The sequence below is a fragment of the Pseudomonas sp. VEM90 genome, from assembly GCF_054611535.1.
The window spans coordinates 66,621-84,175 of the sequence record NZ_JBTRAR010000016.1 but is presented as its reverse complement, the minus strand read 5'-3'; the positions used below and the strand labels follow the sequence as shown (position 1 = coordinate 84,175).

Here is a 17,555-nt window from a genome sequence, read left to right as displayed (position 1 = left end):
CGGGTTTACCCGCGAATACGGTGGCGGCTGCGACGGTGAATGACCTGGGAAATTGGCCAGCAAGCCCGGCCTTTTCGCGGGTTGAACCGCCCGTAGAATGGCGGTTCCGCCCCCTAGGTTGTTACCTCAATAAACCGTGCCTTGAATCAAACGCAGCAGATACTGGCCATAACCGTTCTTGGCCAGCGGTGCTGCCAGCGTTTCCAACTGTTGGACATCGATCCACCCCTGCCGGAATGCCACCTCTTCCGGGCATGCTACCTTCAGCCCTTGCCGCCGCTCGATCGTCGCGATATACCCACTTGCCTCAAGCAGCGAGTCATGCGTTCCGGTATCCAGCCAGGCATACCCGCGCCCCATGATCTCCACCGACAAACGGTGCTGTTCCAGGTACGCGCGATTGACGTCGGTAATCTCCAGCTCACCACGCGCAGATGGCCGAATGCTTTTGGCAATCTCGATCACGTCATTGTCGTAGAAGTACAACCCAGTCACGGCGTAGTTGGACTTGGGTTTGGCCGGTTTCTCTTCCAGGCTGATGGCATTACCCTGCCCGTCGAATTCGACCACGCCATAACGTTCAGGATCTTGCACGTGATAGGCGAACACGCTGGCGCTGCCTTGGCGGTCCATCGCGCTGCGCAGCAACTGCTGGAAGTCGTGGCCGTAATAGATGTTGTCACCCAGCACCAGCGCGGTGGGGGCGTTGCCGATGAAGTCTTCGCCAATCAGGAACGCCTGGGCCAGACCGTCCGGAGATGGCTGCACAGCGTAGGTGATGTTGATGCCCCAGCGGTGGCCGTTGCCCAGCAGCTGCTCGAAGCGCGGGGTGTCCTGCGGGGTGGAGATGATCAGGATGTCGTGAATGCCCGCCAACATCAGTGTGGTCAACGGGTAATAGATCATCGGCTTGTCGTACACCGGCAACAGTTGCTTGGAAATTGCCAGGGTCGCCGGGTGCAGGCGGGTACCCGACCCACCCGCCAGAATGATGCCTTTACGCTTCATAGTGGTCCTTTCTCGTAGATTTCCGTCAGCATGCGAGCCACACCCAGGCGCCAGTCTGGCAGGGTCAGGGCAAAGGCCTTCTGCAGTTTATGGGTATCTAGACGCGAGTTGGCCGGCCGCATGGCCGGCGTCGGGTAGGCCTCTGTGGTCAATGGGGTGACGTATTCGGCATGAGCTTTCAGCGGCACGCCATGGACCGCCGCTTGCTCCAGTACGTAACGGGCATAGCCGCACCAGGTGGTTTCCCCACCCGCAGCCAGGTGGTACAGACCAGCCAGGGATGGGTTGCGGCGGGTGGCGACAATGGCGTGGGCGGTGATGTCGGCAATCAGTTCGGCGCCTGTCGGGGCACCGTGCTGGTCATCGATCACGCCCAGGCTGTCACGCTCCGCAGCCAGGCGCAGCATGGTTTTGGCGAAGTTGTTGCCGCGTGCGGCATACACCCAGCAGGTGCGAAAAATCAGGTGCTGGCAACCGGCAGCCTGGATGGCTTGCTCGCCAGCCAGCTTGCTGGCGCCATAAGTATTCAGTGGGTCAACGGCGTCGTCTTCGCGCCAGGGCTGGGTGCCCTGCCCCGGAAACACATAGTCGGTGGAATAATGCACCAGCAGTGCGCCACTGTCAGTGGCAGCGCGGGCCAGCACGCCGACAGCGTCGGCGTTTACCTTGAAGGCTTGCTCACGGTCACTCTCGGCTTTGTCCACGGCGGTGTAGGCCGCCGCATTGACGATGACATCGGGGGCGTAGACCCGGACCGTTTCGGCCAGGCCCGGCAAGTTGCCCAGGTCGCCACAGTACGCCTGGCTGCGAGCGTTCAGCGCCAGCAACTGCCCCAGTGGGGCCAGGCTGCGTTGCAGTTCCCAGCCTACCTGACCGTCCTTGCCCAGTAGCAGCACCTTCATGCAGAACGCCCTGCGTAGTTTTTTTCAACCCAGTCGCGGTAGCTGCCAGACTGCACGTTCTGCACCCAGTCCTGGTTGTCGAGGTACCAGGCCACGGTTTTGCGGATGCCGGTTTCGAAGGTTTCCGCAGGCTTCCAGCCAAGCTCCTGCTCCAGCTTGCGGGCATCGATGGCGTAACGGCGGTCGTGGCCGGGACGGTCGCTTACGTAGGTGATCTGTTCGGCGTAGGGCTTGCCGTCGGTGCGAGGGTGCAGTTCGTCCAGCAGCGCACAAACGCGGTTGACGATTTCCAGGTTGGGCTTTTCATTCCAGCCCCCGACGTTATAAACCTCACCGGTTTTGCCGGCTTCCAGCACGCGGCGGATGGCGCTGCAGTGGTCTTTTACGTACAACCAGTCGCGAATCTGCTGACCGTCGCCATACACCGGCAATGGCTTGCCGGCCAAGGCGTTGACGATCATCAGCGGGATGAGCTTTTCCGGGAAGTGGTAAGGGCCGTAATTGTTGGAGCAATTGGTGGTCAGCACCGGCAGGCCGTAGGTATGGAAATACGAACGGACCAAGTGGTCGCTGGCAGCCTTGCTGGCCGAGTACGGGCTGTTAGGCTGGTACGGATGGGTTTCAGTGAAGGCCGCTTCGTCGGCAGCCAGCGAGCCATACACTTCGTCGGTAGACACATGCAGGAAGCGGAATGCCTGCCGCGCCGGTTCATTCAGGCCGCCCCAGTATGCACGCACGGCTTCCAGCAGGTGGAAAGTGCCGACGACGTTGGTTTCGATAAAGGCTTGCGGGCCATGGATCGAGCGGTCGACATGAGATTCGGCGGCAAAGTTGATGATGGCGCGGGGCTGATGGGCATGCAGTAACTCCGCGACCAGCCCGCTATCGGCAATGTCGCCATGCACAAAGATATGGCGCTTGTCGCCCTGCAGGCTGCTCAGGGTCTGCAGATTGCCTGCATAGGTGAGTTTGTCCAGGTTGACCACGGGTTCGTCATCGCCGGCCAGCCAGTCCAAAACGAAGTTCGCCCCGATAAAACCTGCACCGCCGGTTACCAGAATGGTCATGTTTGTCTGCTTCCGTTGTCAGGGTCTGCTCTTCCACTTTCAGGATTCTAGACTGTCGGCGGTTGATTCGAGAGTGAAGACGATGGCAACGTGACATTCAGGCTGGAATGGCGGAGCTACAGGGGCCGCATCGCGGCCCTGTGGAAGCGAGTTTACCTGCGAAGCAAGCTCAAGGCTCCAGGCGCCGCTGCTGGTAAATCCAGTCGACAATCTCGCCTTCCGGCGAATAGCCGCTCACGGTTTCGCGCAGCAACTGCCGTACCCGCACAAAGTCATCAACCGCCGCTGCCGCCATCAGTTGGCGTAGGAACTCCTTGAGCGTATCCCAGGGCAGGAAGTCTTCGTTGGCACTCATGATCATCGGGTGACGGGTAGCAATGACGTTATCGCCGATCAGCAGCTCTTCATACAGCTTCTCCCCCGGCCGCAACCCGGTGAACTGGATGGCAATATCACCCATCGGGTTACGCTCGGAGCGCACACTGAAGCCAGACAGGTGAATCATCTTCTCGGCCAGTTCCACAATTTTCACCGGTTCGCCCATGTCCAGCACGAACACGTCGCCGCCCTTGCCCATGGAGCCGGCCTGAATTACCAGCTGCGCGGCCTCGGGAATGGTCATGAAGTAGCGGGTGATCTTGGGGTGGGTAACGGTAAGCGGGCCACCCGCCTTGATCTGCTTGTGGAACAGTGGGATCACCGACCCCGATGAACCCAGCACGTTACCGAAGCGCACCATGGTGAAGCGGGTTTTGTTCACCTGCGAAACGTTGCTGCTGTCGCCAAACAGCACCGGCGCCACTTCGCGGCTAAGCGCCTGCAGGGTCATTTCGGCCAGGCGCTTGGTGCTGCCCATCACATTGGTCGGGCGCACGGCCTTGTCGGTGGAAATCAGCACGAAGTTGGCAACCCCGGCCTGCAACGCGGCCTGGGCAGTGTGCAGTGTGCCGATGACATTATTCATCAGGCCTTCGGTGATGTTGTGCTCCACCATCGGCACGTGCTTATAGGCAGCCGCGTGATAGACAGTGTCGACGTGCCAGGTGCGCATGATGTCGAGGAGCTGGGACTGGTTGCGCACCGAGCCCAGGATGGGTACCAGGCTGACGGCAAGGGATTCACGGGCAACGCGCTGCTCCAGTTCGGAGAGGATGCTGTAGAGGTTGAATTCACTGTGATCGAAAAGCAGCAAGTACTTGGGCGCCTGCCCCAAAATCTGCCGACAGAGCTCTGAACCAATAGAACCGCCAGCCCCGGTCACCAACACCGTTTGCTCGGTAATGCAGCGCTCCAGGAGATCAGCCTGGGCAGGCACTGTATCCCGCCCCAGCAAGTCGCCAATGTCGACCTCCTGAATATCATCGACTTTCACCCGGCCGCTGGCCAAGTCCATGATGCCCGGCACACTGCGAACATGGAGCGGATAGCCTTCCAGGAAGTTGAGAATCTCCCTGCGACGGGTGCGCGTGGATGACGGGATGGCCAGCAGAATTTCCTGGGCCCCCGTCACGTTGATCATCTGGTCAAGTTGCTCTGGACGGTAGACCTGCAGCCCTGCAATCACGCGATCACTGATACTGGGATCGTCATCGATGAACGCCACAGGGCGCATGGCCCGGTCCATGCGCAAGGCAGCCACCAGCTGGTTACCGGCGGCACCTGCACCATAGATGGCGACTTTGGGCAGGCCATCGTCACGTTGGGCGAACGGTACATGTTGCGCGGCTGCGGCAAACCAGTCGCCCAGGAAGTACTGGCGCATGGCCAGACGCAGCCCGCCGATCATGATCAGGCTGAGCCACCAGTAATTGAAAGTGATTGAGCGTGGCACGACGTTCTGGTGGTTGCTGGCCCAATAAATGATGAACCCCAGAAGCAGCGCGGACAGCGTAACGGCCTTGATGATGGCAATCAGAGCGTCGTTGCCGAAGTAGCGCATGACGGCGCGATACAGTCCAAAGCGGATAAACAGAGGAATGGAAACCACAGGTGCGCAAAGGAACAACCAGGTATGGTCAATCAAGGGGTTGGCCATGTCGTCGATGCCCAAACGCACCACAAATGCCATCCACAGTGCAATCCATACCAGCACTACATCTGTCAGCACCTGCAACAGACGCTTCTGTCTACGCGGTAACCCGAGCAGTTTTTTGCGTACTTTGTTCATAGGCTCCCAGAGTTCTTTTTCTGATTGTATTAACCGATTCTTCAACACTTCTGCTGTACAACAGTTATTCCAGGCTACCCGCGCGGTAATAGACTGCAATCAGCGCCAGAGGTACGTACGCAACGATTAGCCCCAGTACACCGTCTAGCCCCAACAACAAAACGCACAGCGCCACCGGCAGCAGCCAGAATAGATTCAATGCGGTGACCGCCAAGGTTACCGGCAGGTGTCTGCCGTGACGACGAGATGCGAACTGATAAGCATGACTGCGATGAGCTTCATAAACCTTGTCTCCGCGCAACAAACGGCGAACCAATGTATAGCTGGCGTCGACAATGAAGACACCCAACAAGATCAGCCAGCACCAGAACAGCTGGGAAGACAGCCACGCTGCCTGTAGGGACAGCCCACCCAGGATAATTCCAAGGAAACCACTGCCTGCATCACCCATGAAAATCTTTGCAGGCGGGAAGTTCCAGAACAAAAAGCCCGCCACAGCCGCGGCCAGCAGGAGTGGCAGGGCCGTCATCCCCCCCTGCCCACTCAACCAGTAAAGCAGACTGGCACCCAGGCAAACAGTGATTGCCTCGACACTCGCAATGCCATCGATACCATCCATGAAGTTGTACAGGTTGAGCAGCCAGACCAGGTATATCGCTGCCAATACTGCACCGGCCCACCCAAGGTCGAGCCACCAACCGAACACCTGCAGTGCGGGCAACCCGCCCAGCCAGTACAGAATCCAGATGGCTGCGGCAAAGTGCCCCAGCAACCGCCAACGAGCGGCGATATGCCCATGATCGTCCATAAAACCAAGCGCTGCGATCACCGCCCCCGCCCCGCCCAGTGCAACCAACGCGTCAGTCTGCCCCTCCGGCTGGAATGCCATTACTGCCAATGCGGACAGAAATGCGACGACAATCGACACTCCACCGCCACGGGGCGTGGGGATTGAATGTGAGCTACGCGCATTGGGGACATCGATAATGTTCTTGGCCAAAGCATAACGTCTCAATGTGCCGGTCATGGCTAACGAGCACAGCAGCACTGCGGGTAAAAGCCACCAAAGCATCATTTGTTCGACGATTCCTGAAAATGTTGGGCAGTGGCCCTGAGCGCCGCGTCGACACTCACCGGGGGTTGCCAACCGAGTACCTTACGCGTTTTTTCGATATCCACCTGCAATGACCCACATAACCTTTTGGAAAGCGCCGTCCGGCCCAACAGGTTGGCGCCACCACTGAGTAGCCAGCCTGGTACGGGTAGCAACCGCGCCGGCGCGCCCAATGCCTGGGCCATGCGGCGCAGAAGTGCAGTAGTGGAAAGGTCCTCACCGTCACTTACCAGAAAAACCTGGTTTGCGGCCGCTGGGTGTTCAATGCAGATCGCTATCAGGTCAACCAGATTGTCGAGTGCAACCAGGCTACGTCGATTGTCAATGGCCCCGAACGGCAATGGCACCCCCTTGCTCAACCAACGCATCATGGCCTGGAAGTTTGCTTTGACTCCAGGACCATACACCAGCACCGGCCGTATGATTACGACTTCCAGCCCGGACGCTTTCGCCAATGCCCACAATTCGGCCTCCGCCTCCATCTTCGAGATACCATATGGGTCTTGAGGTTGTGGACGGTCGTGCGCGGTATAGGGCTGCCCGAGTGCAGTCTCCTCGCCATTGACCTTGATCGAACTGATATAAACGAAGCGCTTTACTCCTGCTGCGACTGCTTGCCGGGCAAGGCTCATGGTGCCCTGCACGTTGATCTTGCGAAATGCAGCAAGCGGGTCGGCCTCGGTATCATTCATCACATGAACACGAGCTGCACAATGAATCACGGTATCGCAGCCGAGCAGCGCTTCACCCCACTGACATGCTTCTTCGAACGAATCGAAGGGCACCGCCTCTACCGCGGGTGGTAGCGAAGTGCTGTTGCGACGAATCGTAGCCACGATGGGCATGCCGTCGGCCAACAGCCTTTGCAATACGGCACTGCCCACGAAGCCACTGGCTCCGGTGAGAAATACACGGTGGTTCATCAGGTTGTCCTTCGTAAGGTGGCGCTGCCAAACAACTGCTCAAGACGTGTCAGCAGCACATGGCGAGCGAATTCCTGTTCATAAAAGCGCCGACCGCTATCCCCCATTGCCTGGCGCTGCTCAGGTGCAAGCTTGGCCATCCTGCGAGTAATGATTGCTAACGCTTCGCCATCGCCAGATGCACAGGCGTAACCTGCCCCAGACTCGTTGATGACCCGAGCAGCCTCACCATTGATCATGCCCAGTACCGGCCTACCAGAAGCCAGATAGGCCTGCACCTTGCCAGGTATTGTCTGCTCGAACACATCGTTGGTGCGTAAGGAAACCAACAAGGCGTCAGCTTGGGCAAATAGGGGCGGCATGGCATCAAGAGGATGGCGCCCCAACAAATGCACGTTGTCCAGACCGCGATTGCGCACCTCATCGGCCAGCCAGACGCTCATGCGGCCGTCCCCGACGATGACCCAGCGAACAGGAACCTCACCACGTAACGCCTGCGCGGCGTCAAGGACAGCCGGAAAATCTTGCGCTTCACCGATGTTGCCAGCAAAAACGACCGTAAATACAGAGTTGTCCTGAGCGATGAGGGTACAGGGCTTGTCCATTGAGGCCGAAAAGTCGTCTTCTGCCCAACTGGGGAAATATACCAACCGGTCGTCCTCGATATTCCGGGTGCAATACCGACGCACGTTGTCGAAAAAGCCACGAGACTGCAACAGCAGGTAGTCAGTGCGGTTGTAGATCCACGATACCGCCTTGCCCACCAACCCCAGCAATCGTTGGTCATGGATTACGTTAACCGCGCGCAATGTCTCCGGCCACAGGTCGAGAACCCAGACAAATACCGGAGCACGTTTCAACCGCCCGATTATAACAGCGGGTATGGCCGCGAGAATGGGAGAAACGGCATAGACGAAGACGGCATCGAACTTGCGCCCGCGCAACTTAAAGGCCCCCATCAAAGATGCGAGCACGCAGAACGACAGATAGTTGAGCACCAGTTGCACACTACGTGTGCCACGGGGTACCAGCGGCACACGAACAACCTGCGCCCCCTCGTAGAATGAATAGGCTTCTGGGTTGGCTTTATAGTCTTGGAAAATACGCCCCTCTGGATAGTTGGGGAGACCTGTCAGTACCGTGACTTCATGCCCCCTGGCAGTGAAGTCGCGGACCATATCATTGATCCGCATGTTTTCCGGCCAGAAGTACTGCGTTACAACCAGTACGCGCATTTTTTCTGCTGGCATCGATAGCTTCCGGTTCAGTAGCGCTTCCATACCACGCGATTCACGTAGTCGGTATAGCTGTGCAAAATTCGCACAACCTTGTCGGAAACATTTGGCATGCTGTAATCGTAAACCAGACGCAGGTCCCGTATAGCGCCCCGCGCCTGCCGTTCGAGGATGCCCAGGCCTTGCAGTACGCGCTCTACCTCGAGACCTACCATCATCGCCGCAGCCTCTTCCATCCCTTCAGGCCGTTCGTGCGCTTCGCGAATGTTCAATGCGGGGAAGTTTAGAATGGAGGCTTCCTCGTTGATAGTGCCGCTATCAGAAAGCACGGCGCGTGCTTCGGACTGCAGCTTGTTGTAATCCTTGAACCCTAGCGGTTTCAGCAAACGCACGTTGGCGTGGAAGTTGATACCCATGGCATCAACTCGCTTCTGCGTACGGGGGTGGGTAGAGACGATTACCGGCAGATCAAACTCTGCCGCCACGGTATTAAGTACATCCACCAGCTTGAGGAAATTCTTATCGGAATCAATGTTTTCTTCGCGGTGAGCGCTCACGACAAAGAACTTACCCGGCTCTAATCCAAGACGTTGCAAAACGTCCGAAGCTTCGATACCTATGCGATAGTGCTCAAGCACTTCGAACATAGGGCTGCCGGTTTTGACGATCTGATCGGCTGGCAGACCTTCGCGCAGCAAGTAATCACGGGCGATGGTGCTGTAGGTAAGATTTATATCAGCGGTATGGTCAACAATGCGGCGGTTGATTTCTTCCGGAACACGCATGTCGAAGCAGCGGTTGCCCGCCTCCATGTGAAAGGTCGGAATCTTCCGGCGCTTGGCAGGCAACACGGCCATGCAACTGTTGGTGTCGCCAAGGACCAATAAGGCCTCCGGCTTGACCTCAGCCAGCACTTTGTCTACCGCGATGATCACATTGCCGATCGTTTCAGCCCCACTCGCGCCTGCTGCGTTCAGGAAATGATCAGGTTTGCGGATGCCCAAGTCCTGGAAGAAGATTTCATTAAGCTCGTAGTCATAGTTCTGGCCGGTGTGAACCAGAATGTGCTCGCAGTATTCATCCAGGCGCGCAATCACGCGCGATAGCCGGATGATCTCCGGGCGGGTGCCAACAACAGTGACAACTTTCAGTTTTTTCATCAGTTCATCCTCTCGGGCCCGTTCAGGCTTCGGTGCCTACTGGCCGAGCGTAGGTATCAGGGTTCTCACGGTCGAAAATTTCGTTGGCCCAAAGCATGACGATCATCTCGTCATCACCTACGTTGGTGATGTCGTGGGTCCAACCAGGGACAGTCTCGACAATCTCCGGCTCTTCGCCAGAGGTGAACAGTTCGTGGAACGCCCCAGATACCACGTGACGGAAGCGAAAACACGCCTTACCTTTGATCACCAAAAACTTTTCGGTCTTTGTGTGGTGGTAATGGCCGCCTCGGGTGATGCCTGGGTGCGCGGTGAAGTAGGAAAACTGGCCACTGTCCTTGGTTTTTAGCATCTCGACAAACACGCCTCGCGGGTCGCCATGCTTGGGCACCTTATAGGTGAAACTCTCGGGGGGGACGTAGCTCAGGTAGGTCGAATACAAGGCTCGTATCAAGCCGGTACCCACTGCCTCCGTGACCATGCTCGCACGGCTGTCGCGGAAGGTACGTAGTAGGTCTGCCAGTTCACCCACTGTGATGCTGTATTGCGGCTCTACCTTAGCAAACGGCGTGCCGGATTTAACTCCATCTAGCACCTGGACAAATGCTTTGATTACATCATCAATGTAAACGAGGTTGATAAGCGCATGAGGGTCATTGATGGTGATTTCCAAGTCATGCACGATGTTGTGGCAAAACGTAGCCACAGCCGAGTTATAGTTCGGCCGTGCCCACTTGCCAAACACATTAGGCAGGCGGAACAGATGCACGGCCGAGCCATGTTGTGACTGTAACTCTGACAGAGCCTCTTCGGCGCCACGCTTGCTGGCACCGTAGGCGTTATCCAGTTCAGCCTGGCTCGACGAAGTATAGAGGACAGGAATCTGCCGCCCAGTTGCCTTGATAGCCCGGCACAGTTCCAAGGTCAGGTCAGCATTGCCTACCTTGAATTCCTCGGGGTCTTTCGGCCGGTTTATGCCCGCCAGATGGAACACAAAGTCCACACCACAAACCTTTTCGCGCAGCGACTCAAGGGCATGCTCCCGAGTGAAAAGCACTACCTCGATGTCCTTGCGCTCGCCAAGGTGCACCAGCAGGTTGCGCCCTACGAAACCATTTGCCCCTGTGACCAGTACTTTCATCGCTTCACTCCTCCGGGGTGGCATGCTCGCCGCGTTCTATGGCGCGAATAAAGTCGAGTTTGCGCAGCAATTGCTGCATTCCGGCAACATCAAGGCGCTGGGTGTTGTGGGAGTTATAGTCCTCGGTAATTGAGAGACGGGTCTCGCCCTCTTCCACAAACTTCGCATAGTTCAAGTCACGCAGGTCTGGCGGCACACGGTAGTAGTCACCCATGTCCTCGGCACATACCAGTTCCTCCCGGCTCAGCAGGGCTTCGTAGAGTTTTTCGCCATGACGGGTACCGATGACATTGATCGGGTGCTGCGGTTTGCCAACCAGTTCGGTCAGCGCCTTGGCCAGCACTTCGATGGTTGCTGCAGGCGCTTTCTGCACGAACAAATCGCCGTTGTTACCGTGTTCAAAGGCATACAGCACCAGGTCGACGGCATCGGACAATGTCATCATGAATCGCGTCATGTTAGGGTCAGTCAGTGTCAGCGCCTGACCGGCACGAATCTGTTCGATGAACAGTGGGATGACCGAACCGCGTGAAGCCATGACGTTGCCGTAGCGAGTACCGCAAATCACAGTTTTTTTCTCATCGACGTTACGCGATTTTGCAACCATCACCTTTTCCATCATCGCCTTGGAAATACCCATGGCGTTGATCGGGTAGACCGCCTTGTCAGTACTCAGGCAAACAACCCGACGTACTTCGTTCTGAATAGCGGCCTCCAGAAGGTTTTCGGTACCAATGACATTGGTTTTGACCGCCTCCATTGGGTGGAACTCGCAGGACGGAACCTGCTTCAGCGCGGCCGCATGAAAGATGTAATCAACACCTCGTGTCGCGTTCAAAAGGCTTTGATAATCACGCACATCGCCGATATAAAACTTCAGCTTAGAGCTGGCATATCGCTTGCGCATGTCATCCTGTTTCTTTTCGTCCCGACTGAAAATGCGGATTTCTGCAATATCAGTATCCAGAAAACGCTTGAGAACAGCATTGCCAAACGATCCGGTTCCGCCGGTAATGAGTAATTTCTTGCCTTCAAACATAGGTTTTCCCTTTTATGGCATCCAGCACCTTGGCGATTTGAGCACTGGGCATTTTATGATCTGCAATAAATTTTTTTGCCGACCGCCCCATTTCGCTGAGCTCATCGACATCGAACGAGGCCACCTTGGCTATCATCTCTTTCAGCCCCTCCGGACCGGGTGGAACCAGGTAGCAAAAACGATAATATTCTTTAGGTATACCGTCAAGCGCATACATCATGACCGGCACACCAGAAGACATGTACTCGATTACCTTTGATGGAAACGAGTACTTAGTAAACGCCGACTCATTATCACGCGGATTAATCAGCAGCGTAGCTTCTCGCTGCAACTTCAGAACAGCATTTCTGTCCAACTGACCCAGGTATTTCACTTTACCATTTTCTGCAGAAACGCTTTCCACATTGGCACGATCATCGCCATCACCACAAATATAAAGCTCATAATTCTCAACGCCGGATGCAAGGAATGCGTCCAGCAGTTTGCGAATACCATATCGTCTGTCCAAGGTACCACTATACAAGAAATAGGGCTTGCGCACGGACGAAGACGGACGGCTGACATAATCACTGTCTGCTATGCCCTCAACAACAACCTTTTTGAGTCTTGGTGAAAATACGTCAAGCATCGCATCAGTGATCGCGACGACGCTGTCGGCCCCATTGACAATTCGGTATGAAATCCGCGCCAAACCCTGAAAGACAAGCTTAGTCAGGCCGGAGCGAGCTGCCATATACTCTGGAAGGTCCGGCACAATTACGCAAAAATCCACATCCTTACGTATTGCACGGATCAACCTGCACGCAATAAGAAACGGGAGGTGCATGGAATAACAGACTAGTAACGTGCGCTCCCCTCCGCCTTTTGGCAGGCTGTCTTGTATGCCTCGATAGGCAACCATGACCTTGTGCAGGTTCTTGATGATCGTCAGGTTGAAAAAGGGCTTGTTTTTGACAGTGGCGCCATTCATTTGTTCTAGCGCGACTGCGGGCGAATAGAAAATTTCCTTATACCTTCGCGGGTACGCACCTATAAACGGAAGATTGACCACCGTTATCCCGCTGATCTCAGGGCATTCGCTGAAACCACGGATATAGTTTTTCTGCAATGTGTCCGCCGCAAACTGAATGCTACCCTGCGAATAGCTGACAATTGATTCACGGTCAGTATCTGTGAACACCCCTCCCAGAAATACTACTCTCATAAATGCGCCTCAACCTGAACGTCGACCCTTGCACCCAACAGAATCTGCTCCATTATGTATGCCCCATCAACCCAACCCTAACAGTGCATTATTCTTAAATAGCGGTATGACCGAATACTCAGCCACAGGAACCAAAAAAAATAAAATGAGGTAAAGCATCAAGAATGACAGATAACACAATATAAGAAAATAACTCTTTCGCCACATAAACAGTGAATTAACGCAGTGCAATAAATTGAAGAACAGCACAAAACGGAGCAACCGGATAAAAATTTCCGACTCAAAATACAGCGGAATAAAAAGCAGCGACAAGCAATTGACATTACAGATAAAGATCAACTCTCTATCCCGCTCATCAACCGCTACACCACGCAACAAATTCTTCCGCTCACTCAACGCAACCAGTACCAAAGACAACACCGAGAGCAAGTGAACCGCCGAATTGAAAAGCGAACTTTTCAATGAAGTAGCATAGTAACTAAAGTGCGCAGCTATCGAGTCTGGAAGCGCTACGAAATAGCGAACCATGACGTAAGCAGATATGAAGATGCCGCAGAAAAAAAGAAGGCGATTCAACGGTAGCACCCGCCCCAAAGGCATTACCACGAATACCATGTAAACAAGCGAAGATTGATGGATACTGGTCGCCAGCAAAATTAGAAACGCGTAGGCGAGGCGCCCCCGCCAGCCCCCTTCATACAAATACAGCATCGCCTGCAGACATATAGCAAAAGCTAGAAAATTTCGCATCAAAACAAAATCTAACGCGAAGAAGCACACGAAATAAGCCAGCATTGATGCCACGGGCGCAATAGCTTTTTTCAAGACATAGCGATATACAAGCAGCAGCGTAACCAGTGAAAGGGCAATCTGGAAATGACCAAATGATATTCCAGCCTGCTTCGCTATTATATTAAGATAGCCATATCCAACCTCCTTACCCCAACTAGCCAGGGTAATACGCGTATTATAATACAACTCATAACCATCGCGATCACCATTCCAAGTATTCCACCCGTACAACGCCCACATCAGCAGGAACACTGGGATGGACAAAATAATCGAGAGATACCTGCTCTGCATCGTCGCCATGGCTCAGGCTAACTTGCTCTTTAAGTAACCAAGAATACTTTCTGTCTTACGGATACCAAGCAGCTTTCGAACGGTGCGCGAAAGCCTTGATTTTACTGAAAAAAACTTTGGGTGGAGAATAATTTTGGCAACGGCAACCTCAAAGGTATCGTCAATCAACAACGCCTTTGGATGCCTTAACGGAAATTCCATAGGCCGTGTTGGCAGACCGCAGAATCGCTCGGTCATTACATCCTCCATTGATGTGCCACCGTGCGTCGAATCATTATCCACCCCAATGTTGGTAATCTGATTGTACGCCGGCACAATGCCATACAAATTATGGGCACGGATGGAAAAACTCATTTGATAGTCCCATGAATAGAACCGCCCAGTCTTAGCCTTGGCATCCAATTCATACTCAACATTGTACCGATCCTGATAGTAGAGTTTCTCGTATGCATATTCCTTACGAATACGATCACGCACATAGGAATCTTGCCACAGGGTAAGCTCACCGTCGTAGAAGGGAATAAACTTACTTGCCCAAGACGCCCAGCCACATGGCATCATGTTCTTGGTAAATACATAACTGGAACCATCTTGCGGCGCGTACGTCTTTAAATAGTTAGTACCGCAGATCCACAAGACACGAGTATCGTTCTCGTATCTTTCTAATAGCTCTTTGCAGAACTGAAAAAAGGTAATCTCCGGAAAATTATCGTCTTCCAAAAAGATGGCAAACGGCTCTCGCTGCAGCACCCACTTTGCGCCGCCAGCAATATTTTCGTAAACACCTACGTTCTGAGCCTCATATTTCTTTACGACTTCGCACTCCCAGGTAATGGCGCGCTCAATCGCATCACGACACTCAGCAACCTGACACCGCTCGTCGTCGGTTCGCCCACCATCAGAGAGCAGATAGAGACGCGCAGGAGCGATTTTGGCAAGCTGCTTGATGATTTCCAGGGGTTTGTCGATGCGCTTGAACAAGAACAAAGCCACCGGAACGTCGAATCTTTCCATAAAATCGCCTACCTTTCATTTCTTGACCGGGCGTAAATTCCAGACAAACTATTGATATTCAGGCACTTTCTTTACAAGGCTATAGCTGTATGCAATCTCAAGCATGGCCGAGCTCACCAAACCGAACACAACAGAACTTATATCCCAATGGACGCTCAAGTAAAGCGCACAAAAGCAATAGAATGAGATAATCGAAACTATCTGATTTTTTAGCACTAGACCATAACACTGGTTTGGCACATAGATAAAATAAATATGACTACCGACAATGAGGTAAGTCAAGATACTGATGCTGAGCAGGATCGACAGGTAATATGCCTGCTCCATGCCAGGAGGCGCAATAAACGCCACCACCCAATACCCACCAATTACAACCGACAAGATACACAGCAGGCCTACGCCGAGCTCGATCTTTATAATCTTGCTAATCAACTCACGTCGTGCGCTGCGAATCAGAACAGGGAACAATGCCGCATTAATATTTGACGCCAACAGACTCGGCACCGAAAAGATTTTGTTCGCAAGGTCATAGATCGCAACCTCTCGCATACCGAATAGACTACCAATTATAATTTCAATACTTTTCTGCTTAAATGTGTTGGCCGCTGTAGACCAGAAAAACGGCTGCACTTCCAACAACAATGCCTTTACCTCTTTACCAGCCGGAAACGCAGGGCGCTCGCACCCCCGACTTGCAAATAGAAATGCCAGCAGACTGGCAAGCACATTGACCCCGACAGTAATCGCAGTGTAAAACACCACATCCCCTTCCTGGGTAACAAGTAGAAAAATTAACGGCAATGACAACAATTTCAACACCAGTTGAATAGTCGTCAACACCTTCATCTTCTGCATACCATGGAAGTACCACTGCGGCAGAAGCACACTGGACAGCACATTGGCATAGGCCAAGACAAACACTAGCCAATGCCCACGCATAAACTCAAAAAACATCATCAACGGCAAGAATATTACCGTAGCGACACAGACTAACCAGCTTTTGGCCAACAACACGCGAGCCATCAGGCTGCCATGCCCGAGCTTGTTATCTTGCTCAAGCGACACTAACTTTGCTGCATGAATATCGAAGCCAAAATTCACAAACACCATGAAATACATGGCAACACCGGATGCAAATACATACAGCCCAAAATTTTCCACCCCAAGCCGGTGAATAACATAGGGATATATAATGAGATAAAAAAAAGAATTCATAACCTGCAATACCGTCATATGCAGGTAATTACTAACCACCTTCAGGTTGTTCTTATAAAGTATTTTAACCTGACCCAAGTCCAATTTACGCCCCTTTTACCACATCAGCCAGCACCTGAGCCAAGCCGTTCATTATGCAAATCTTTCTTTCTTTCCACGCACGAAAAACCGAATTAGTGCAATGAATATTCCCAGACCTAGCCCCAGCACGAGCCCACCCAATATAATCAAAATTTTTCTGGGTTTAACGGGTTGATCAGGCACCGCAAGCACGCCATCCCGCCGATAAACACGAAAGCCATCGTCGCTAACCTTAAAGTTCTGATAAAAAGCCATACGCTCTTCAAGCTGACGCAAGTTATCAATATATGGATCGTCGGAGTTACGCCTCTCCATATTATCTATTTCGGCCCGAATAGCATCACTACCGCGCATATAGGCGAGATCTCCATCCATTCGCGCCGACAACTCCGAAGCACTCCCCGTAATGATAGGAGGCTTCTTCAAGCCAACAGCCAAGGCGATTGCCAGCGCCTCTTTCAACTTACTCAGCCTATCTTCCCGCTCCTTGCGCGCCACCTCACGTTTACCGGAGATTTCTCTACCCAACATGGCGGCACGCAAGGACGCATCTGAAACGGCATTTTTCACCAACTCGTTCTTCGTCATTTCAGCAGCGGTATCCGCAAGTGCGTCTGCCCACTCCGCCGCTACCGCTGGCTCAGAATAAGAGACGCTGATCACATAGCGTGCAGCCGCATCATCACCTGCCTTGCTGATTACAAACGAACGAGAAAACTGTCTGAACATCACATTCTGAGACATCGCTTTCTCGCTTTCAGGAAGCGAGAGAAGATAGATTTCTTCAAACACTTTGCGTCGCGCATTTTCCGAATATAGTACTCGCGCATATAAATCATACACCTCCCTAACGGAAATTAACGGCAGGCCAACTGCTTCACCGCGCCCATAATTTATGGCAGAAATATCGTTATGGGAAGGTGCTACGATCGCTAGATCAGCTTGATAAATAGGCTGACGTGTAAAAGCGTAAAGTACTGCCAACAATAAGAATGCGATCGTTAACCCGATTATCAAAACCTTTTGCTCGAACAAGCTTTTAAATAGCTCGCTTAGATCAACTTCCTCGCCACCCCGGTATAGCTCGCTAGCCATTCGATTTTTTTCCTTGTTTTCACCTGCACTGCTGCATTCGCCCCTCCCCACCGCCGAGCCAGCAACCCAAAAACGGGGGGAAAATAAATACAGCGGATGTCGAACAG

General features: G+C 53.6%; 15 protein-coding genes. All 15 read right to left on the bottom strand.

What is annotated here, in order from left to right; all coding sequences use genetic code 11:
- Positions 1 to 126: 126 nt before the first annotated feature.
- The 15 genes from rfbA to ACYCCG_RS16480 all read right to left on the bottom strand — a co-directional run bounded on the left by rfbA (position 127) and on the right by ACYCCG_RS16480 (position 17,448).
- Complete coding sequence (rfbA, locus tag ACYCCG_RS16550) at positions 127 to 1,008, bottom strand: glucose-1-phosphate thymidylyltransferase RfbA (protein ID WP_339444596.1); 882 nt, start codon at positions 1,006 to 1,008, stop codon at positions 127 to 129.
- Positions 1,005 to 1,910 carry a dTDP-4-dehydrorhamnose reductase gene (gene rfbD / locus ACYCCG_RS16545; protein ID WP_209964202.1) on the bottom strand — a complete coding sequence of 302 codons (906 nt, stop codon included), beginning with the start codon at positions 1,908 to 1,910 and terminating at the stop codon, positions 1,005 to 1,007. The genes rfbA and rfbD overlap by 4 nt, the downstream gene beginning before the upstream one ends.
- On the bottom strand, positions 1,907 to 2,977 hold the full coding sequence (gene rfbB, locus ACYCCG_RS16540) for a dTDP-glucose 4,6-dehydratase (RefSeq protein WP_339444598.1): 1,071 nt from the start codon (positions 2,975 to 2,977) through the stop codon (positions 1,907 to 1,909). The genes rfbD and rfbB overlap by 4 nt, the downstream gene beginning before the upstream one ends.
- Before the next feature lie 169 nt (positions 2,978 to 3,146).
- A complete protein-coding gene (locus ACYCCG_RS16535; protein WP_209964196.1) occupies positions 3,147 to 5,144 on the bottom strand; it encodes a polysaccharide biosynthesis protein in 1,998 nt (665 codons plus the stop codon).
- A 64-nt stretch (positions 5,145 to 5,208) separates the two neighbouring features.
- Positions 5,209 to 6,219, bottom strand: a complete 1,011-nt coding sequence (locus ACYCCG_RS16530; protein WP_176685066.1) for an MraY family glycosyltransferase — start codon at positions 6,217 to 6,219, stop codon at positions 5,209 to 5,211.
- A complete protein-coding gene (locus ACYCCG_RS16525; protein ID WP_459671168.1) occupies positions 6,216 to 7,181 on the bottom strand; it encodes a UDP-glucose 4-epimerase family protein in 966 nt (321 codons plus the stop codon). Before ACYCCG_RS16525 ends, ACYCCG_RS16530 begins: the two co-directional genes overlap by 4 nt.
- Positions 7,181 to 8,431, bottom strand: a complete 1,251-nt coding sequence (locus tag ACYCCG_RS16520; protein WP_209964190.1) for a glycosyltransferase family 4 protein — start codon at positions 8,429 to 8,431, stop codon at positions 7,181 to 7,183. The genes ACYCCG_RS16525 and ACYCCG_RS16520 overlap by 1 nt, the downstream gene beginning before the upstream one ends.
- 14 nt (positions 8,432 to 8,445) lie before the next feature.
- Entirely contained in the window at positions 8,446 to 9,576 is a 1,131-nt protein-coding gene (wecB, locus tag ACYCCG_RS16515; protein ID WP_176685063.1) for a non-hydrolyzing UDP-N-acetylglucosamine 2-epimerase, read from the bottom strand.
- Between the two features lie 22 nt (positions 9,577 to 9,598).
- Entirely contained in the window at positions 9,599 to 10,717 is a 1,119-nt protein-coding gene (gene wbjC, locus ACYCCG_RS16510) for a UDP-2-acetamido-2,6-beta-L-arabino-hexul-4-ose reductase (RefSeq protein WP_176685062.1), read from the bottom strand.
- 4 nt (positions 10,718 to 10,721) lie between these two features.
- Positions 10,722 to 11,756, bottom strand: coding sequence for a polysaccharide biosynthesis protein (locus ACYCCG_RS16505; protein WP_064614017.1), 1,035 nt, complete (start codon positions 11,754 to 11,756; stop codon positions 10,722 to 10,724).
- Positions 11,749 to 12,960, bottom strand: coding sequence for a glycosyltransferase (locus ACYCCG_RS16500; protein ID WP_459671165.1), 1,212 nt, complete (start codon positions 12,958 to 12,960; stop codon positions 11,749 to 11,751). The genes ACYCCG_RS16505 and ACYCCG_RS16500 overlap by 8 nt, the downstream gene beginning before the upstream one ends.
- Before the next feature lie 66 nt (positions 12,961 to 13,026).
- Positions 13,027 to 14,052: an EpsG family protein gene (locus ACYCCG_RS16495; protein WP_209964181.1), complete on the bottom strand. Its 1,026-nt coding sequence runs from the start codon at positions 14,050 to 14,052 to the stop codon at positions 13,027 to 13,029.
- A 3-nt stretch (positions 14,053 to 14,055) separates the two neighbouring features.
- Positions 14,056 to 15,057 carry a glycosyltransferase family 2 protein gene (locus ACYCCG_RS16490; protein ID WP_459671162.1) on the bottom strand — a complete coding sequence of 334 codons (1,002 nt, stop codon included), beginning with the start codon at positions 15,055 to 15,057 and terminating at the stop codon, positions 14,056 to 14,058.
- Positions 15,058 to 15,105: 48 nt separating this feature from the next.
- A complete protein-coding gene (locus ACYCCG_RS16485; protein ID WP_209964173.1) occupies positions 15,106 to 16,356 on the bottom strand; it encodes an oligosaccharide flippase family protein in 1,251 nt (416 codons plus the stop codon).
- 48 nt (positions 16,357 to 16,404) lie between these two features.
- Entirely contained in the window at positions 16,405 to 17,448 is a 1,044-nt protein-coding gene (locus tag ACYCCG_RS16480) for a Wzz/FepE/Etk N-terminal domain-containing protein (protein WP_209964170.1), read from the bottom strand.
- Positions 17,449 to 17,555: the final 107 nt, after the last annotated feature.